The organism is uncultured Wocania sp. (assembly GCF_964021735.1).
Classification (GTDB): Bacteria; Bacteroidota; Bacteroidia; order Flavobacteriales; family Flavobacteriaceae; genus Wocania_A.
This window is the reverse complement of sequence record NZ_CAXIBN010000048.1, coordinates 1-19,274: the sequence shown is the minus strand read 5'-3', so window position 1 is coordinate 19,274 and position 19,274 is coordinate 1. Positions and strand designations below refer to the sequence as shown.

Here is a 19,274-nt window from a genome sequence, read left to right as displayed (position 1 = left end):
ATAAACTTAAAAAAACGGTCAAAAGCATTTCCTATAAGCTTGAATAACTGCCCTAAATCGACTTCTTCAGACTGATTAGGTTGTGGTTGTGGCAAATCTTTACTCATAATTTTATGATGTTAATTAAATAGTTGTTCTAATATTTTTCTTGTAATTAAATAGGTGGGTTTTACACCAGATGTTCCTAATCCGCCAGAAGCTAAAGTGCTTCCAGTTTCTAAAGGGTTATCACTGGCATAATAGGCATAGCGTACTTTTACATTTGGGTTTATACTATTTCTAACTTTCGATGCCGCTTGAATGGCTTTTTGGTAATGTGCACCTTCCATTTCTAAACCTATAACACGCCATGTGGAATTGTAAAAGAATTTTAAAATGTCTTTATTTTGTAGCGATGTACCTAAAACCGTAATCATTGAGCCTTCGTAAACATTAACACCTTGGCATTCTAAATCTTCTTTTTTAAGCTCATTTTTAAAAGGGTAATTGTCTGCTGTTCCTTCAAAAATATGTGCTGTTGGAATCATAATATCGCCTTTAGCCCCTTCTAAAATTCCTGCTTTACCCATTATAGAAATAGATTCTACATTCAAATGAATATGCTTCCCTTTTACTTTATAGGGTTTTAATAATTCATCAATAGTTTCGTAGGCTTGCTCTCCAAAAGCATAGTCCATTACAAAAATTACTGGTTTTTTATCTTTTAAAATTGTTTCATCTGTCTTTATATCAATTTTAGAAACATCTATTTTATCAGTATCAAAAATTTGAACATCTATATTAGTCCCAGATGTATCTTCAATATAAATCATACCTCGAAGTAACGCTTCTTTAGTTACCTTGTTTCGAAGATTTTCACTTTCTTTTTGGCTTAAAGACTCATAAACCTCAAAAATGTCTTTTTTAGACTTCAATGCATTTGGAGCAAAAAGTGTATTCATAACACTATGCATATTCGCGCTTATAATATGTATTGGTCTTTCTAGTAAATCGTTCTTATGTAGTGTTTCTTTTATGGTATTCGCCCAAATTTCACCATGAATGTGATGTCCAAGACGTTCTCTAAGTACGGGGCTAAAAGTAACTGTACGTTTATTATTATTTATTTGCTCTTCAATGGCTAATTTACCTAACCAATATACTATATGTAATAAACGCTCTGGTTGTGTGGTTGTTGCAAATTTAGAATACACAGTACTTAATTCGCTAAAAGTACGTCCTAAAATATTAGCGGTATGCGTAATAGCAATTTCTCGCTCGGGCTGTGTTAGCTTTTTTGTTGATAAAACTGCTTTTTCTAACTTAACCCAATCTCTTGTTGTAGATCCTGTATCGTTAATTAAAACACGATTACTTATTTTATGAGATTCAACAAAAAGAAAAGTAAGGTGCGTTAAAATATCATAGATTTCTGAGCGTCCTCTGGTTATCTCAATATTCATTTGCTCCTCATCAATTCGGTAACAATTACGACGCCTTTTGGGAGGAATAATGGGTTTGAAATGAGAATCTGAATATCCTTCATCACTCGTTAAGTTAATAAAAGTACATTCTTCTATCCCAATTGGTAGTCTATCAATTACATAAAGTAAACCTTCTAGTTCTGCTTTTTCATCACCAATAGAACCATAAATTTCTGGACGCAATAATAATAATGATTGCCTTAACGTTTCTCCAGAAACCCCCATAGGCTTATAAAACCCTCGGTTAAACAAATGGCGCATAGTAATGTACATTCTCTCAATAGCATTCGAGCTTTCTTGGGCTCTCGTTCTTTCGTGATGTTTCTTTTTACTCATACATTTTTAATTCTTGCAAAGATAATACTATTTGCCTTAATTAGATTACGAAAAACCCTCAACAATCTTTCTATCGTTTGATAAACGTGGTATTTTGTTTTGTCCGCCTAATTTCCCGACAGATTTCATATACTTTTGAAATCCGTCTTTTTTAACCTTAGTAATTTTAAGCGGTTGCAACACTTTACCTTCTATTAAATCGAAATAATAACTATTCTGTTTTTGAAGCGATTCGTCTATTTTTTTCGCTAAAGCGGAAAGGTTTTCCGGTTCGTTTTCAAACTCTACAAACCATTCGTGGTATGGCAATCCTTCATTTGGATTTATTTGTGGAGCAACGGTAAACTCTGAAACTCTAACTTGAGTATTTAAAGTAGCGTCCCGCATGGCTTGCTCAACTTCTTTTCCAATAACATGCTCACCAAAAGCCGAAATAAAATGTTTTATTCTACCTGAAACAATTACACGATATGGGTTTGTTGATGTAAATTCAACCGTATCGCCAATATTATATGCCCAAAGACCAGCGTTTGTTGAAATTATCATCACATAATTTATACCCACTTCAACATCGGCAATAGTGATACGTTTTGGATTGTCATTAAAAAATTCATCGGCTTTTATAAACTCGTAAAAAATACCCGAATTTAATTGAAGCAACATGCCTTTCTCGTTCTGTTTATCTTGGAATGCAAAAAAACCTTCACTGGCAGGATACAATTCAATACTATCAACTTTTCTGCCAATAAGGTTTTCGAATTTAGCTCGGTAAGGTTCGTAATTTACACCACCAAAAATAAAAAGATTGAAATTCTTAAAAATGTCACCAACCTGTTTTCCTGTTTTCTGCTGCAATTTTTCAAAATACATTTGCACCCACGAAGGGATTCCAGAAATAACCGTCATATCTTCCCGCACTGTTTCTTCAACAATGGCATCTACTTTTGTTTCCCAATCTTCAATACAATTTGTTTTAAAAGAAGGCATCCTGTTTTTTTGAAGATATTTTGGCACATAATGCGCTACAATACCTGAAAGCCGTCCTAATTGAATGCCATTTTGTTCTTTTAAAACTGGGCTTCCTTGTAAAAAAATCATTTTGCCATCAACAAATTTAGCATTGCCAGTTTCGTGAATGTATAATAAAATAGCATTTCTAGCAGCCTCAACATGAGTTGGCATACTTTCTTTTGTGATAGGAATGTATTTAGAACCCGACGTTGTTCCCGATGTTTTTGCAAAATAAAGTGGCTTGCCTACCCAAAGTATATTTTCTTCACCTGCAACTACTTTTTCAACATAAGGTTTAAGGTCTTCATAATCTCTAATAGGAACACGCTTTATAAAGTCTGAATAATTATTTATACTTATAAAGTCATGATCTTTACCAAAGGCGGTCGCGGCTGCTTTACTTATTAAATCTTGAAATACTTTTTCTTGTGTTTCAATAGGCTTATTTGCCCATTTTTTAATATTCTTATAAACACGTTTCGCTAAAGATTTAGCAATGGCAGGTTTTAATGATAGCATTTATTTAAAGTCTATAAAATTTGTTGGATTAATAGGGTAGCCGTCGTTCCAAAGCTCGAAATGCAAATGTGGTCCTGTTGAAAGCTCTCCAGAATTACCTGCAGTGGCAATAACTTCGCCCGCTTTTACTAAATCGCCTTGTGCTTTTGTTAAAGCACCATTGTGTTTGTAAACAGAAATTAAACCATAACTATGCTCAATAATTATAACATGTCCCGTGCTTGGTGTCCATTCCGCAAAAATCACAATACCATCGGCTGTGGCCTTAACTGGTGCATCTTTAGCTACTACAATGTCTACGGCATAATGCTTTTCTTTAAGGTTATAGTCTTCACTTATAGTACCGTTTACCGGAGGAAATAACACAAAACTTGCTGCCGATGTAGCCGATTCAAATAAATTATATTTATCTTCTTTATCAACTTTTTGACGCAATAAAGAATCTTCTAAGTTTGGATTTAAGTCTACTTCTCCTACTTCAAGTTTAACCGCTTCTATTATAGAATCTTTATTAAATTCTGTTGCGCTAACATCGCCTTGTAATACTTTTTTAATCGAGGCGTAGTACAACTCATTCATAGAAATAACTTGTTGTAAAGAATCAGTTTTATAATTAAGTTCTATGGCTTTCTTTTTTAAAGCTGTTGAAGAATACCCAGGAATATACTCTCTAAGCGGTGTAAAAGCGATTAATGCGTAAGTCGCACTTATTAAAAGAATAATAGATACTGATGCTAATACAAAAACGTTTAACCGTGTTAATTTAAAAGATAAACGTTCTTCAAACGTGTTTTCATTTAAGATAACTAATCGATACTTGTCAAGAAGTTTTCGTTTTATCTTTTTTGGTTCTTTTTTTTTATCCTCCATGTTAAAACAAAAATATATAAAATTATTGCAAGAGGTGTTTCTCTTTATGCTAAAGTTATGCTTAAAACGCCATTATTAAACTTTAATTATTAACTTTGCTTTTTAAATTTAAAAGTTATGAGTTTATATATGTTACCATTAGTAGCCGGTCCTTGGCAAATAGCATTAATTGTTGTTATTGTTTTATTATTATTTGGAGGTAAAAAAATACCAGAATTAATGAGAGGATTGGGTAGCGGCATTAAAGAATTTAAAGACGCTAGTAAAGAAGAAGATAAAAAAGACAATAAAAAAGAATAGTTATATTTTTTAAAATAAAAAACAGCACAATGTGCTGTTTTTTTATATCAAAATTTTAAATAGAATCATCGTTACAGAAGCTAATAAAAAATTCTTCGCAATGGCTTAAACATTTAATTTATTTTAATAGATTTAATTATAGCTTCTAACTCGAACATATAATCTCTTTTTTCTACCGATGGTGCAAAAACAAAACCTTCGGCAATAACCCACCTATTATTAATTTTATCTTCAATAGCGTAATTTATAAAAGGTCCTGCCATAATTGCGCCTTCTTTTAAATCCCAAAGACCTCTAGTTTCTAAAGCTGGTTTATTGTCTAAAATAGTTTCTGAATTAAATGGTGTGTAAGCATCTTCAGTTGCCATATAAGACCCTTCAATAGCACCTTGAATAAATTTTTTGCCTATGGAGTCTCTCATTTTAATAACTTGACTTACAATAGTTGAATCCCTATTAATAGCACTTAAAGGTACTTGGTATAATAGTATATTCAAATCTCCTGAAAAATTTGAGCTTGCTTTAAACTCTTTTTTTATCCAAAAAAACTTGTCCTCTTTTGTGGCAGTTGTTTTTACAATTCTATACGCTGTTTGAAATTTAATATTTAAGCCTAAACGTTCCTGAATAATATCAGCATTGTAAAGTGATTTACTAATACGACGTTGCTGCTCCTTTAACTCTTCGTTTTTAAATTCCTCTAATATTTTTTCTGAGTTCTCTTTAAGTAAACCTATAACATCGTCTTTTGTTTTTCCAGAAACAACAATTACTTTTTGTGGTTGTGCGTATACGTTTTCAGCAACTTTAAACCCTGATTCTTTACCTAGTTCTATTTTTAAAATCGTTCTATTTCTTGTAATAAAATCAGAAAACACCTTTGTTGGTATTTGGTTTATACTAAACATGGGTTCGTCTTGTGGTAACCCATAAATTGGAGTGGTAAGTACACCTCTAATGGCTTCGCCAACGCTACCATTCCATAGTTCATTACTTACTACAACAGATATATGATTTACATTTCCAGACGAATCGAAAAGTATTCTGTCGTTCGAAGATTTTTTGTCGCCGCAAGAGACTAGTAGTACAATTGCTAATGCTGTTAAAAGAAAATTACGCATAATTAAGTTTTGGTTAATAGGAATTACCCTTTCGATATTTTAAGCTTCATTCCTGGTTTTAATTTATTACCACTAATATCGTTCCAATCTTTAATATTTTGAACAGAAACTCCAGGAAATTTTTGAGAAATGCTCCAAAGTGAGTCTCCACTTTTTACAGTATAGGTAGTTACATTGCCCGAGATAGGTTTTGTTTCTACTGCCTTTTTTGTTGAAGATGAACTTGTTACATAAGGTTTTCGAGGATAAATTGTTAATCGTTGTCCAATTTTTAAATTGTTGCTCCTTAACCCATTCCATTGTTTTATTTGGCTTACGCGAACGCCATATTTTCTGGCTATTTTTCCTAAATAATCACCAGATCTAACTCGATAACGAATTTTATCGTTAGCATTAAAAAACTGTGGCAACGGCTTTTCGCGTTTTGCAAACTCTTCTTTAACAAAAGCATAAATTTTTTCTTCGTTATTTACAAAACTGCCAACCACATCTCGTGGTAATCGCAACACATAGTTTTCTTTTTCTATAAAAGGAATAATATCTAATTTGTATGAAGGGTTTAAAAACTGAAGCTGTTCGATAGGTGTTCCTGTAACCTCTGAAACCTGATCGAGTGTTATCATATGTTTTACTCTAACGGTATCGGTTTCAACTAATGCAAATTCTGGTTTAAGTTTTTTAAAGCCGTGTGCTTCTGCATATTCAAAAATATACATATTTGCTAAAAATGCTGGTAAATAGCCTGCGGTTTCTCGTGGTAAATTATGCCTTATATTCCAGTAGTTTTGGTATCCGCCAGAACGTCTAATAGCTTTTGTTACATTTCCTGGTCCTGAATTGTATGCTGCCAAAGCTAAGTCCCAATCGCCAAAAATTTTATATAATCGTGTTAAATACTCTGCTGCTGCTTTGGTAGATTTTATGGGATCGCTACGTTCATCGACATAACTGCTTACATCCAATCCGTGTTCTTTACCTGTGCCAAACATAAACTGCCATAAACCCGTTGCACCCACTCTAGATTTTGCTCGTGGTTTTAAAGCAGACTCAACTATGGCTAAATATTTTATTTCTAACGGAATATCATGTTTGTCTAATTCCTCCTCGAACATGGGGAAATAAAAAGCACTCAACGTCATCAACTTTTGTAAATGTTTTCTACGACGTTTTAAATACGACTTTATAACACTTTCTAAAGCTGGATTGTATTCTACATTAAAAGGTGTTCTGGCATCGAGCTCTTTTAATCGTCTTTTTAATGTGTCGGTATGTAATTCTGGATAATCGACAGGCTCATAAGTAAGCTCTGTAACCGATTTATAAATGGTGTCGAATAGATTATTACTGTACAATTCTTCAAGCCATTTTTCATCTAATTTTGCAGCAAACTCTAGATCTTCTAATTTTTTAATTGAGTCACTATCTTTTACGGCTTCAATTTTTTTTACAGTAAGATCTTTTCCATCTATTATAGAATCTTTAACCTGTTGTTTTTGAGACAATGTAGAGTCTTGTATTTGCGAAAAACAAGTTCCAAAACCTAAAAACAAGTATATTATAAAAAATCGAAAAGCCATAAAATCTATTCCGTTGGTTATTGAACGACAGTATGGCTAAAATCGTATTTTTTAATGTAATTTGAAAACTTAATTTAGTTTATTCTAAAATAGCAGCAATTCCAGGTAATGTTTTTCCTTCTAAACTTTCAAGCATCGCACCACCACCAGTACTTACGTAACTTACTTTATCTTCAAAACCAAATTGTTTTACAGCAGCCACAGAATCGCCACCACCAACTAGTGAGAACGCTCCATTTTTAGTGGCTTCTGCAATGGAATTTCCTAATTCTATAGTTCCGCCAGCAAAACTTTCCATTTCGAAAACACCAAGAGGGCCATTCCACAGAATAGTTTTAGAATCCATTACAACTTTATGAAATTGTGCTCTGGATTTTGGTCCAGCATCAACCCCTTCCCATCCATCAGGGATTTCATTAATATCAACAGTTTGCGTATTGGCATCGTTGCTAAAATCGTCTGCAGCAATGGTATCTACAGGTATATGAACTTGAACACTTTTAGCTTTAGCTTGCTTTAAAATCTCTAAGGCTAAAGGCATTTTATCATCTTCACAAATTGAGTTTCCAATCTTTCCACCTTGAGCTTTTACAAAGGTAAATGCCATACCGCCACCAATAATTAAATGGTCTACTTTATCAAGAATATTTTCAATAATGGTAATTTTTGAAGATACTTTAGCACCACCAAGTATTGCTAAAACTGGCTTTTCGCCTGTTTCCATAACTTTTTTAATGCTTTCAATTTCTTGAGCTAATAAATTACCAAAGCATTTTTTACCTTCAAAAAACTGTGCTACAATAGTTGTTGAAGCATGCGCGCGGTGTGCCGTACCAAAAGCATCATTTACATAAATATCACCTAACTTTGATAATTTTTCGGCAAACGCAACATCGCCTGCGGTTTCTTCTTTGTAATACCGTAAGTTTTCTAACAATAAAATTTGACCAGGCTCTAAGTTTGCTGCAGCAGCTTCTACTTCTGCGCCAATACAATCTGCTACAAATTTAACGTCGACACCTAAAACATCTTCAACTTTAGCTGCAATATGCTTTAATGAAAATTCGTCTTGAAATCCTTTCGGGCGACCTAAATGCGACATTAAAATACAGCTACCTCCATCTTCTAAAATTTTAATGATTGTTGGTTTTGCAGATACTATTCTTGTGGCATCTGTAACTTCAAAGTTTTCGTTTAAAGGCACATTAAAATCTACACGGATTAATGCTTTTTTATTGTCGAAATTAAAATCGTTAAGCGTTTTCATTTGTTATCTTTTTATTTTTAATTATTTGTCAAATGTAACATTCATGTCATCGTTTTATTATCATTGAATCTTTGAGTTATGAATGTTTCATTATATATATGTTTTTGTTTTTTAGTTATTTGAATCACAAATGTAACCAATTATGAACAGGTAAAAAATGACTTTTTTTACGAAAACGATATAGCTAATAAAGAATATTTCAATACTTATAAAAGCGCTATTTTAAGTCCCTCATTTTTTAATATTTCCACTTTATTTATTAGTAAAAAATTATGTAGGTTTGTTTTATGCTTTTTGAAGATATTTTAGGGCAAGAACACATTAAAAACCATTTAACCAAAAGTGTTGATAATGGCAGAATACCGCATGCGCAATTATTTGTTGGTAACGAAGGTTCTGGTACTTTACCTATGGCAATTGCATACGCACAGTATGTTTTATGCTCTAATTCTGATGGTGAAAATAATACAGGAAATGATGCTTGTAACCTAAAGTTTAAAAACTTTTCGCATCCCGATTTACATTTTGCTTTTCCGGTTACGACAAGCGATAAAGTGAAAAGCAAACCTGTTTCTAGTTTTTATTTAGAGGAATGGAGGCATCTTTTAAAAGACCAACCATACGGTAACCTATTTGACTGGTATAAACTTCTGGGTGTTGATAATAAACAAGGGCAAATTGGAGTTGATGAAGCGCACGAAATTGTAAAATCGCTCACACTTAAGTCTTACGAAGGCGGTTATAAAGTAATGTTGATTTGGATGGCTGAAAAAATGAATACCGCTTGTGCCAACAAACTTTTAAAGCTGATTGAAGAACCACCAAACAAAACTGTTTTTTTGTTAATTGCTGAAGATGAGGAGCAAATTATAAATACAATTAGGTCGCGTTGCCAAGTATTACATTTTCCGCCTTTGGCTGAAGATGTAATAAAAGATGCTTTAATTAAAAACTACAGTTTAGAGGTTTCTGTAGCGACAAAAATTGCTCATCAATCTAACGGTAATTATAACAAAGCTTGCGATTTAGTTTATCAAGATTCTGAAGACATTCAGTTTGAAACCTGGTTTATTTTCTGGATTAGAAGTGCTTTTAAAGCGAAAGGTAATAAAGCAGCAATTCACGATTTAATTTCGTGGAGCGAGGATATTGCAAAAACAGGACGCGAAACACAAAAGCAATTTTTAAATTTTTGTTTGGATTTTTTTCGTCAAGCTTTACTATTAAATTATAACGCTACCGATCTTGTTTTTTTAGAGCCAAAAACCGAAAAATTTAAGCTTGAAAATTTTGCGCCTTTTGTCCATGGAAATAATATTATGGATATTAGTAACGAACTGCAAGATGCTATTTACCATATTGAGCGCAACGGGAATTCTAAAATTATTTTAACGGATTTGTCAATTAAATTAACGCGGTTATTGCATAAAAAAGGAGGATAGGCCCATATATTAGGCATTAAATTCCAAAAAACGCTTTCAGAAATAGTTCTAAAAGCGTTTAACATTTGTTTTTTATGTTTTGTATTTATTCTTTTTTATCCGTTTTTTCAGTAACTTCTTTTTTAGTTCCGTTTAAAGCGTCTAAAATGGTTTGTGTTAAATCATTTTCATCTGTCCCGTACATAACGGTTGATGCTGCATCAGTTGTTCCTAAGATATAAGTGTATCCGTTTTTCTTTCCGTAATCTTTAACAAAATCTTTTACTTTAATAATTACTGAATCTATTTCTGTTTGAAAAGACTGAGTCAGCAACTGTTGCTCATATTGCATTTGTTGCTGTAATTGTTGTTGTTTTTGTTGTAAACCCCCCATTAATTCTTGTGCTTTCTTTTGAGAAGACTTTTGAGCCTTAGCTTGTGTTTCTTGCACTTCTAATTGAAATGCTTTTCCAATACTATCTGCTCTTTTCTTAAAAGCATCTTCTTTTAATTGAAATTTTGCTTCAAGGTCTTTCTTCTCTTGAAAATCATTAATTAAATCACCATTATTTACAAATCCAATTTTTGCTTGTTTTTCACAAGAAGATAAAACGATCATTGCTAATACTACGTAAACTATATTTTTCATGTGCTTGATTTTTCTATTTTAAGATTTCGCACAAATGTAATAAAGTAACTGATAATTTAAAGCGGAATTATTTTGAATTTAACATATAATAAAAACTTATTGGTAATATTGGTTTAAATAATTATTATCTATTAAAAATAAAGACGTTTAAAGCGATATAAGACGTTTTTATGAAATTGACTAGCATTTGTCTATTTACTCCATTAAGGGCCTGCTAAAACAAATAAAAATTAGTTTTAGCTATTTTTAATTATATAAATTAAAGATGAAGCCTCTTTTGTTGTTATTGCTTTTAAATTAGAAACCAATCCAATCCAAATTCCTTTGATTGGATTCATTTTTTTAGATTTATATTTTTCTGAAAGCATGCTCACATAAAATGAATCAAACCACATAGGTTTTACGTTTTCAACTTTAAAAGATTGTTTTGAAACTAATTTTGAAATTGATCTTTTATTAAAATGCCAAAGGTGCCTCGGCACATCGTAAGCTGCCCAAAACTGTTTATAATGTTTTGCGTCGAAACTTTTATAGTTTGGTACTGCAATTATTAAAGTGCCATTTGTTTTTATAAGCTTTTTAAAAATTTGAATCTGATTTTCTAAATCTGGTAAATGTTCTAATACATGCCAAAGTGTAATGACATCAAAACTGTTTTCTTCAAACTTTAATAATTGTTCAGTTTTATAAACTGAATTATTAGTTTTTTTATTAGCAATTGTTCGAGCTTGCTCGTTAGGTTCTATTCCAAAAATATGCCAATTATTTTGTAGTGCAATCTCTAAAAAATCACCTGTGCCACATCCAACATCTAATAGTTTTTTTTCTTCTGAAGCAAATGAATTAATTAAACTTAATTTCTTTTTAAGAGAAATGCTTCTTACTAAATGATATACTTTTTCGAATAGATTTCTTTTAGAATCTGTATGCGAAATGTAGTCTTCACTTTTATAGTATTCTGGTAATTTATTTGAAGATGGTTGTGGAGTAGTTTCAAGAAAACCGTATTCAGAATTTTTGATTAATTCAAATTCCTCTCCTGAAACGGAATAGTCTTTTACTTTTAAATTAATGTTATTTGAATTTATTTTTGACACGAATATTTAATAAAAAATTGTTTTAAAAAGACCTTTTGTAAGCTACGCTTTAATACTTTAAATCAAAATATATTTTGATTTTAGCAATGCACAAGACAATACAGAAATAAACGTTCCACGTGGAACGTTAAAATTATCTGCCCATATATACCAATAAAACAGAAATATCATTAGGCGACACTCCACTTATTCTTGATGCTTGAGATACCGTAGCTGGTTGGATTTTTTTCAACTTTTCACGAGCTTCATAACTCATGGATTTTATTTGTGAATAGTCAAAATTATCAGGGATTTTTACATATTCTAAACGCGTTAATTTGTCAGCATTATTTTTTTCTTTGGCAATATACCCAGCATATTTAACCTGTATTTCAGCTTGCTCAATTACTTCTCTATCTAAATTATTATCTTTAATGTATGCCTCAACACTATCCACTTTTCTAACATCGTCCATCTCAATATTAGGCCTAGCAAATACTTTAAAAAGCTTTCCTGATTGTTTTACAGCAGCCGATTTTTTAGACTTTAGAATGGGATTTATAATTTCTGGCTTAACACTTTCTGTTTCAAAAAAGTTAACAAATTTCTCAGCGGCTGCATGTTTCTCCTCCATTCGCTTCAAACGCTTTTCTGAAGCTAAACCAAGTTCAAAACCTCTAGGTGTTAACCTTAAATCAGCATTATCTTGGCGTAATAACGTTCTATATTCTGCTCTTGATGTAAACATTCTATAAGGCTCTTCTGTACCCTTAGTAATTAAATCATCAACTAAAACACCTATATAAGCCTCATCTCTTTTTAAAGTAAAAGGTTCTTTTTCTTGAACTTTTAAACTCGCGTTTATACCTGCCATTAAGCCTTGCGATGCTGCTTCTTCATAGCCAGTAGTTCCATTAATTTGTCCTGCAAAATATAACCCTTCAACTAACTTAGTTTCTAAAGTGTGCTTTAATTGTGTTGGCGGAAAATAATCATATTCTATAGCGTATCCAGGTCTGAAGAATTTTACATTCTCAAAACCGACCACAGAACGTAATGCTTTAAATTGTACGTCTTCTGGCAAAGATGTAGAAAACCCATTTACATAAACTTCGCAGGTATTCCAACCTTCTGGTTCTATAAATAATTGATGTCTATCTTTGTCTGCAAAGCGATTAATCTTATCTTCTATAGACGGACAATACCTTGGGCCTAAACTTTTAATTCTACCATTAAACATTGGAGACCTATCAAAACCTTCTCTAAGTAAATCGTGTACCAATTCACTAGTGTAAGTCATGTAGCATGAACGTTGATTTTCTAATGGCTTAGTAATATCTAAATATGAGAATTTTTCTGGGTTTTCATCTCCAGGCTGTTCAACCATTTTGGAAAAATCTAACGACCGTCCATCAACTCTTGGTGGTGTTCCAGTTTTCATTCTACCAGATTCAAAACCTAAATCAACAAGCTGTTCCGTTATTCCAGTAGCAGCTCGTTCGCCTGCTCTTCCGCCGCCAAAATTCTTATCGCCTATATGAATTAACCCGTTTAAAAAGGTACCGTTTGTTAACACCACAGATTTACCTTTTATTTCTAATCCTAAAGAGGTTTTTACACCAACAATTTTATGGTTTTCTACCACTAAACCAGAAACCATTTCTTGATAGAAATCAAGATTTTGTGTGCCTTCTAAAAGCAATCTCCAGTCTTCTGCAAAACGCATTCTGTCACTCTGCACCCTCGGGCTCCACATTGCAGGCCCTTTAGATTTGTTTAGCATTTTAAATTGAATCGCTGATGTATCTGACACAATTCCGCTATAACCTCCTAGTGCATCTATCTCTCGTACAATTTGCCCTTTTGCAATACCACCCATGGCAGGATTACAAGACATTTGTGCAATGTTCTGTAAGTTCATGGTAACAAGCAATGTTTTGCTTCCCATGTTTGCAGCAGCAGCAGCAGCTTCACTTCCTGCGTGACCCGCTCCTACGACTATAACATCATAAACTTCGTTAAACATAATTCTTTGTTTTTAAAACATGTTCCACGTGGAACACATCGTAATTTTGAGTTTGCAAATATACGTTGAAATACTGAATTTTATCCCAACTGCTCTAAGTAGTAATTTTCCTTATTGCGCATTACCTTAGCATCTTCATCTATTTTATCTTTATAGCCGCAGTAATGCAGTATACCATGAATAATAACACGATGAAGCTCTTCAATAAAAGACGTTTGAAAATCTTTAGCATTATCTTCTACCCTTTCAATGGAAATAAAAATATCTCCTTGTATTATTTTTCCGACTGAGTAATCAAAGCTAATAATATCTGTTAACGTATCATGTTTTAGAAATTCAACGTTTAATTTATGAAGATATTTATCATCACAAAAAACGTAATTAATTTCGTCTTCTTTAAAACCTTCCGCGTTAATTGCCTCTGAAATCCATGACGAAATATCATCTTCATTCTGCAATAAAAAATCGGTTTCGTAATTAAAGTTAATCATCTGTTTTTTTAAAATACTCTTGTACTTTCTTTCTATAAATTTGACGCAAAGGTAAGGCTTGTCTGTTCAATATTTCTGTAGTATTAAAATATTGTTTAGCAGAAGGGATTTGATTGTTTGTATTATTATTAAAGTTGTTTTTATTAGTTTTAGACTCCCGTTTATTATCCTCACCTTGCTGAAACGTAGCCTTCTCCATTTTTAATAATTGGTGTTTCAATTCCATCATTTTTTGAAGGGTTTGATTTGTAAATCCTCTATTTAATAAATCTAACTCTACCTCTTCCATTTTTTTTAATAGTGCATCACCATTTCCTTTCGATCCTTTTCCTTCTTTAGATAATCGCTCTTCTAAGGCTTTTCTCAATTCTTGTTGTTGCTGATAAATTTCATATAATTTACCATTCAAGTCCTCATTCTCACCTTCACCCTCAATTCCATTCTGTTTCCCATTTTTTCCATTTCCTTGATTGTTCCCATTTTCACCATCCTTTCCTTTTTTACCTTGTTTATCACCTTCTCCTTCTTTTTCTCCTTTTCCTTTTTGAGGTTTTTGACCCTCTCCCTTTTTCATTCCTTCTTCCATCATTTTGTTTAGCTGCTCCTGACTCATAATAATGTCTGGAAGCTGCATATCACCTTGCCCACCTTTGCCTTTAGACATGCTCATATTTTCTTGCATATTATCTAAAACATCACTTAAAAAATTTGCTAAATTATTGGCAGCGGTAATAGTGAATTGTTGATTTGAAACCCCTTGATATAATTGGTTTTCTGCCAACAGGTTTAACGATTTATCGATGTTATAAAACACTTCTGTAATTTCTTTATTAACAGTTTCTGAAAGTTTTGGTTGGCGCAATGATAGCGCAAATAAACTATCATCAACATGCTCAAAATGCTCTTTTAAATTATGCTGTTTTTTTAAGAAAGAGGCATATTTATTGTGATTAATTTCGATGGTTTTAAACTGATTCATCAGTGATTCTTGATCAAAAGAAAATAACACTAAATTATCGAGAATTTGTCGTAGCATTTCGACATCTTCTTGCATTTTATTAGAGTCACCGCCAGCCATTGAACTTTTCATTTTCTCACTCATCTCCATCATCTTTTGAGCTGCTTTCTTTTGGCTCTTTTGAGCATTCTTTATATTTTGATTTTCACTTTTTTTGGGTTCGGCTTTTTGCTTTTCTGAAGCTTTTTGTTCTTCACCTTTTTCTAATTCTTCAGAAGCTTTTTGCTGTTCGTTTTCAACTTCTCTTTCATCTAATTTATCTCTTGGAATATTAATTGGTTTTTTTAGTTCCTTACTATCCTTTTCAAGTTGTTCTATTTCTTCTTTAAAATCTTCAAATTCATTATTTAATTCGCCTTGTCTTTCTTTGGTGTTTTCTTCTTCAGATTCGTTAGATAATTTTTCTTGGTCTATTGCCAATTTCATTAAATCTTCTTTTAGCTTATCTAGTTTCTTTTCAACATAAAAGCGTTTAGTCAATTCTATTAATTGCTGCAAGCTTCTCTTTTTGTTTTTGTTCTGTTTTGCTAATTCTTCAAGTTTTTGAGTTAACTCTTCTTTATTAATTTTTTCTTGAAGCTTTTTTAATTCCTCTAAAAGCTTTTCATCTTTTTTAAGTTGTTCTTCATTTTCATCTAATCGCTTTTTTAAATCTTCTTTAAACGTGTCTTCTTTTATATTTTCTTTTTGAAAATTCTCTAAGTTTTCTTGAAGCTTTTTATTGAAATTTTTCATCATTTCATCTTGCTGCTGTTGACGCTTTAAAAATGATTCTAATTTCTTTTTATCGTTAAAATTTAAGTTAGACTTTTCCTTTTGAGTTTTAGATAACTCTTGAAGTTCCTTTTCTCGTTCCTCAAACTTTTCTAAAGATTTATTTAAGTCTTTAATGGTTTCACTTTGTTCTTCTAACTTCTTTTGTTCATCTTCGTCTTTAGTGCGTTTTCTATAGGTAAACACATTACTTTTTGTACGTTTATAGTTATTAACAACATCATTATCAAATACTTGAAAATACAATTCGTAAGCAACTCCAGCTTCAATATTCAAATTATTTGGAAATGCCGTAATAAATTCATCAATATTTGTATTGGAAATTGGCAGATTTTCCATTTGTTTTTTAGATTCATCATTTACAGGATAATACACCATTTGAAGTTTGCTAAACCCGTAATCATCACTAATTTGTCCATAAAAATAAAGCGTCTGCAAATCCAGACTATCAACCTGCATCTTTAAATTAAGTTCTGGATATTCGTCTTTAATCACATCAATTCTAAAAGCTAAATTTTCGTAGTTTTTAAGGTTGGCGTTACTTGTGCTTAAACTATAATCCAAATGATTATAAAGGCGTTTGGATAATTCGAAATTATTCAATTTATCCGAAGAAAAATCTAACGTGTCTTCGGCATATAAATGTACATTATCGGTCGATTTTGTTTTAAGTTGCCAAGTTATATTTGTGCCTTCAGGAACAACGGCATTTCCTGTGCTTTTTAAAATAGCATTCTTCTTTTTAGTATGATTCGGATAATCTAAAGTCATCTCAAAACTTAGTAAAGATGGTATTTCAATAACATTTAAGACATAAGGTTTTGATGTGACACTGTTTGCTGTTAATTGAAACTCAACATTAGCTTTTGGTTGAGAAAACACATATTCAAACTCGCCAATGCCTTTTGGGTTTAAAAAATAGGTTTGGTTATTGTAAACTATTTGAGCACTTTCTGGAGTTACTTCGCCAGCGGTTTTAACTTGTAATTTAAAATCTTTGTTTTCAATGGCTTCTAAATCATTATTAACTACAAAAAACTGAAATGGCGCAGGTGGTTCGTAAGCAGTTTTGTAATGCACAATACGCTCGTAACTATCGCTAAACCAATTAGATTTTCCTGTTAAAAAGGTTATTAAAATGATTAAAATAGGAATTGCGGCGTATTTTAAATAGCCAATATTCTTTTTAAAATTAACAGCTAATTTAAACGGAATGGGTTTTAATTCTGCCGATTTTTGCTCAATGCTCGCCAATAATAATTCAGATTCCAATGGGTTTTGTTGTAGCTGTAATACATTCAACAATTTATCATTAACTTCTGGGAAATACTCTCCTATAATCTTAGAGGCATCCATATAGTTGATGCCTTTTTGTAACTTAAATAATTTAGCTAACGGAATTGCTATAAACTTAGTAAGTAAAACAATTTCAACTAAAATAAACACCCAAAACAGAATGGTTCTCGCCAAAGGATTTAACCATAAAACATGCTCAATAAACAACGTAAACAAAAAGTAAAGTAACCCAATAGCAAAAAATAAAATTGCGCCTTTTATTAATTCGTTGGTGTAATACCGACTAATAAATTGCTCTAATTTGGTTTGTATGTTTTTAAAATTGTTCATATATAACAGATTTCCACCTTTGCGGAAATGATAAAACGGTTTTAACTTACTAAACTACAATTTTATTTTTATAAGGTTTATAATTATCTGTTAATTGTATCTTTGCCAAAAATAACAAAACATGACCAAAAAAGTTCGTGTGCGTTTTGCACCAAGCCCAACAGGGCCTTTACATATAGGAGGCGTTCGAACCGCTCTTTTTAACTATTTATTTGCTAAAAAACACAACGGAACTTTTATCTTAAGAATAGAAGATACCGACCAAAACCGCTATGTTGAAGGTGCAGAACAGTATATTATTGATGCGTTGAATTGGTGTGGTATACCTTATGATGAAGGTTTAAATAAAAACGAAAAATTTGGTCCATACAGACAAAGTGAACGCAAGCATTTATACAAACAATATGCAGATGAATTGATTGCATCTGGCAATGCCTATTATGCTTTTGATACTGCCGAAACTTTAGATTTCCATAGAAAAGACCACGAAGCTAAAGGCAAAACCTTTATTTATAACTGGCATAATCGCTTAAAACTAAATAATTCTTTGTCGCTTAGCGCAGATGAAACTCAAGCGAAATTAGATGCTGGTAATGATTATGTAATTCGTTTTAAATCGCCTCAAGATGAAACGCTGCATTTAAAAGACATTATTCGTGGTGATATTAAAATTGATACCAATATTTTAGACGATAAAGTGCTGTTTAAAAGTGATGGCATGCCAACCTATCATTTAGCAAATATTGTAGACGACCATTTGATGGAAATATCCCATGTTATTCGTGGCGAAGAGTGGTTGCCAAGTTTAGCATTACACTATCAATTATACAAAGCATTTGGTTGGGAAACACCAGAATTTGCACATTTACCATTAATTTTAAAACCAACAGGCAAGGGGAAGTTAAGCAAACGTGATGGTGATAAATTAGGTTTTCCAGTGTTTCCGTTACAATGGACAGATCCTAAAACCAACGAAACTTCAAGAGGTTATAAAGAAGATGGTTATTTCCCAGAAGCTATGGTTAATTTTTTAGCATTTTTAGGTTGGAACCCAGGAACAGAACAAGAACTTTTTTCTATGGAAGAATTGATTAAAGCTTTTGATTTAACTCGTGTTAATAAATCTGGTGCTCGTTTTGACCCAGATAAAATAAAGTGGTTTAATCATCATTATATGCAAGAGCAAAGTAATGATGTTTTGGCTGAATTGTTTAAACCCATTGTTGATGAAAATTTAAACGTCATTGCGAGTAAAACGAAGCAATCTGTTTCAAATGATGAGATTACCACGTCGCAAGCTCCTCGTAATGACGTTGATGCTAATTACATATCAATGGTTATTGGTTTAATAAAAGAGCGTGCCACTTTTGTATCAAATTTTTGGGATTTGAGTCATTTCTTTTTTACTGCACCAAATTCTTATGATGAAAAAGCCTCGAAAAAGGCATTTAAAGAGGATACAAAGGGCATTCTAGAAGAGGTCGTTTCAATTATAAATACTACAGAAGATTTTACCGTCGAAAACCTTCAAACTAATATTAAAGGCTGGATAACTTCTAAAGAAATAGGTTTTGGGAAAGTAATGATGCCATTGCGTTTAGCTTTAGTTGGCGCTTTACAAGGACCCGATGTGTTTGATATTATATTTATGATTGGAAAAGCAGAAACGGTAAAGCGTATTGAAAAAGTGATTAACTTACTATAAACTGTTTCATAGTTGTTAGAAGAC

At 32.1% G+C, this 19,274-nt stretch carries 14 protein-coding genes; 3 read left to right on the top strand and 11 right to left on the bottom strand.

The window, feature by feature from the left end; genetic code table 11:
* Positions 1–119: 119 nt before the first annotated feature.
* Genes AADI82_RS06090 through AADI82_RS06080 form a run of 3 tightly spaced genes read right to left on the bottom strand, consistent with a single transcriptional unit; the run spans position 120 to position 4,199 of the window.
* A complete protein-coding gene (locus tag AADI82_RS06090; RefSeq protein ID WP_341215562.1) occupies positions 120–1,799 on the bottom strand; it encodes a hypothetical protein in 1,680 nt (559 codons plus the stop codon).
* Positions 1,800–1,844: 45 nt separating this feature from the next.
* Positions 1,845–3,329 carry a GH3 auxin-responsive promoter family protein gene (locus tag AADI82_RS06085; RefSeq protein ID WP_341215561.1) on the bottom strand — a complete coding sequence of 495 codons (1,485 nt, stop codon included), beginning with the start codon at positions 3,327–3,329 and terminating at the stop codon, positions 1,845–1,847.
* Positions 3,330–4,199 carry a M23 family metallopeptidase gene (locus tag AADI82_RS06080; RefSeq protein ID WP_341215560.1) on the bottom strand — a complete coding sequence of 290 codons (870 nt, stop codon included), beginning with the start codon at positions 4,197–4,199 and terminating at the stop codon, positions 3,330–3,332. It abuts the gene before it with no gap.
* A gap of 117 nt (positions 4,200–4,316) precedes the next feature.
* Between AADI82_RS06080 and AADI82_RS06075 the strand changes: the two genes are divergently transcribed.
* Entirely contained in the window at positions 4,317–4,499 is a 183-nt protein-coding gene (locus tag AADI82_RS06075) for a twin-arginine translocase TatA/TatE family subunit (RefSeq protein WP_341215559.1), read from the top strand.
* A 113-nt stretch (positions 4,500–4,612) separates the two neighbouring features.
* Here the strand turns inward: AADI82_RS06075 and AADI82_RS06070 are convergent, their stop codons facing one another.
* From AADI82_RS06070 to AADI82_RS06060, 3 genes are all read right to left on the bottom strand, one after another.
* The gene (locus tag AADI82_RS06070; RefSeq protein WP_341215558.1) at positions 4,613–5,620 is read right to left on the bottom strand and encodes a DUF4837 family protein; all 1,008 of its coding nucleotides are present in this window, start codon (positions 5,618–5,620) and stop codon (positions 4,613–4,615) included.
* A 23-nt stretch (positions 5,621–5,643) separates the two neighbouring features.
* Positions 5,644–7,197 carry a LysM peptidoglycan-binding domain-containing protein gene (locus AADI82_RS06065; RefSeq protein WP_341215557.1) on the bottom strand — a complete coding sequence of 518 codons (1,554 nt, stop codon included), beginning with the start codon at positions 7,195–7,197 and terminating at the stop codon, positions 5,644–5,646.
* A gap of 79 nt (positions 7,198–7,276) precedes the next feature.
* Positions 7,277–8,464, bottom strand: coding sequence for a phosphoglycerate kinase (locus tag AADI82_RS06060; protein WP_341215556.1), 1,188 nt, complete (start codon positions 8,462–8,464; stop codon positions 7,277–7,279).
* 287 nt (positions 8,465–8,751) lie between these two features.
* On the opposite strand from AADI82_RS06060, the gene AADI82_RS06055 reads away from it, so the two are divergent.
* On the top strand, positions 8,752–9,906 hold the full coding sequence (locus AADI82_RS06055) for a DNA polymerase III subunit delta' (RefSeq protein WP_341215555.1): 1,155 nt from the start codon (positions 8,752–8,754) through the stop codon (positions 9,904–9,906).
* Positions 9,907–9,991: 85 nt separating this feature from the next.
* On the opposite strand, the gene AADI82_RS06050 is transcribed toward AADI82_RS06055, so the two are convergent.
* The 5 genes from AADI82_RS06050 to AADI82_RS06030 all read right to left on the bottom strand — a co-directional run bounded on the left by AADI82_RS06050 (position 9,992) and on the right by AADI82_RS06030 (position 17,545).
* Positions 9,992–10,534 (bottom strand): OmpH family outer membrane protein, encoded by a 543-nt coding sequence (locus AADI82_RS06050; protein WP_341215554.1) that lies wholly within the window; start codon positions 10,532–10,534, stop codon positions 9,992–9,994.
* Positions 10,535–10,770: 236 nt separating this feature from the next.
* Positions 10,771–11,631: a class I SAM-dependent methyltransferase gene (locus tag AADI82_RS06045; protein ID WP_341215553.1), complete on the bottom strand. Its 861-nt coding sequence runs from the start codon at positions 11,629–11,631 to the stop codon at positions 10,771–10,773.
* 133 nt (positions 11,632–11,764) lie between these two features.
* Complete coding sequence (gene mnmG / locus AADI82_RS06040) at positions 11,765–13,636, bottom strand: tRNA uridine-5-carboxymethylaminomethyl(34) synthesis enzyme MnmG (protein ID WP_341215552.1); 1,872 nt, start codon at positions 13,634–13,636, stop codon at positions 11,765–11,767.
* Between the two features lie 80 nt (positions 13,637–13,716).
* Positions 13,717–14,127 carry an rRNA maturation RNase YbeY gene (gene ybeY, locus AADI82_RS06035; RefSeq protein ID WP_341215551.1) on the bottom strand — a complete coding sequence of 137 codons (411 nt, stop codon included), beginning with the start codon at positions 14,125–14,127 and terminating at the stop codon, positions 13,717–13,719.
* Positions 14,120–17,545, bottom strand: coding sequence for a hypothetical protein (locus AADI82_RS06030; RefSeq protein ID WP_341215550.1), 3,426 nt, complete (start codon positions 17,543–17,545; stop codon positions 14,120–14,122). Before AADI82_RS06030 ends, ybeY begins: the two co-directional genes overlap by 8 nt.
* Before the next feature lie 121 nt (positions 17,546–17,666).
* On the opposite strand from AADI82_RS06030, the gene gltX reads away from it, so the two are divergent.
* A complete protein-coding gene (gene gltX / locus AADI82_RS06025) occupies positions 17,667–19,250 on the top strand; it encodes a glutamate--tRNA ligase (protein ID WP_341215549.1) in 1,584 nt (527 codons plus the stop codon).
* Positions 19,251–19,274 lie beyond the last annotated feature (24 nt).

Excerpts from the sequence above, each read along its gene's own strand:
- mnmG (WP_341215552.1), bottom strand. The coding sequence starts at position 13,636 with ATGTTTAACGAAGTTTATGATGTTATAGTCGTAGGAGCGGGTCACGCA.
- AADI82_RS06065 (WP_341215557.1), bottom strand. The coding sequence starts at position 7,197 with ATGGCTTTTCGATTTTTTATAATATACTTGTTTTTAGGTTTTGGAACT.
- AADI82_RS06060 (WP_341215556.1), bottom strand. The coding sequence starts at position 8,464 with ATGAAAACGCTTAACGATTTTAATTTCGACAATAAAAAAGCATTAATC.
- AADI82_RS06030 (WP_341215550.1), bottom strand. The coding sequence starts at position 17,545 with ATGAACAATTTTAAAAACATACAAACCAAATTAGAGCAATTTATTAGT.
- AADI82_RS06055 (WP_341215555.1), top strand. The coding sequence starts at position 8,752 with ATGCTTTTTGAAGATATTTTAGGGCAAGAACACATTAAAAACCATTTA.
- AADI82_RS06050 (WP_341215554.1), bottom strand. The coding sequence starts at position 10,534 with ATGAAAAATATAGTTTACGTAGTATTAGCAATGATCGTTTTATCTTCT.
- AADI82_RS06090 (WP_341215562.1), bottom strand. The coding sequence starts at position 1,799 with ATGAGTAAAAAGAAACATCACGAAAGAACGAGAGCCCAAGAAAGCTCG.
- AADI82_RS06075 (WP_341215559.1), top strand. The coding sequence starts at position 4,317 with ATGAGTTTATATATGTTACCATTAGTAGCCGGTCCTTGGCAAATAGCA.
- AADI82_RS06085 (WP_341215561.1), bottom strand. The coding sequence starts at position 3,329 with ATGCTATCATTAAAACCTGCCATTGCTAAATCTTTAGCGAAACGTGTT.
- ybeY (WP_341215551.1), bottom strand. The coding sequence starts at position 14,127 with ATGATTAACTTTAATTACGAAACCGATTTTTTATTGCAGAATGAAGAT.
- AADI82_RS06070 (WP_341215558.1), bottom strand. The coding sequence starts at position 5,620 with ATGCGTAATTTTCTTTTAACAGCATTAGCAATTGTACTACTAGTCTCT.
- AADI82_RS06080 (WP_341215560.1), bottom strand. The coding sequence starts at position 4,199 with ATGGAGGATAAAAAAAAAGAACCAAAAAAGATAAAACGAAAACTTCTT.
- gltX (WP_341215549.1), top strand. The coding sequence starts at position 17,667 with ATGACCAAAAAAGTTCGTGTGCGTTTTGCACCAAGCCCAACAGGGCCT.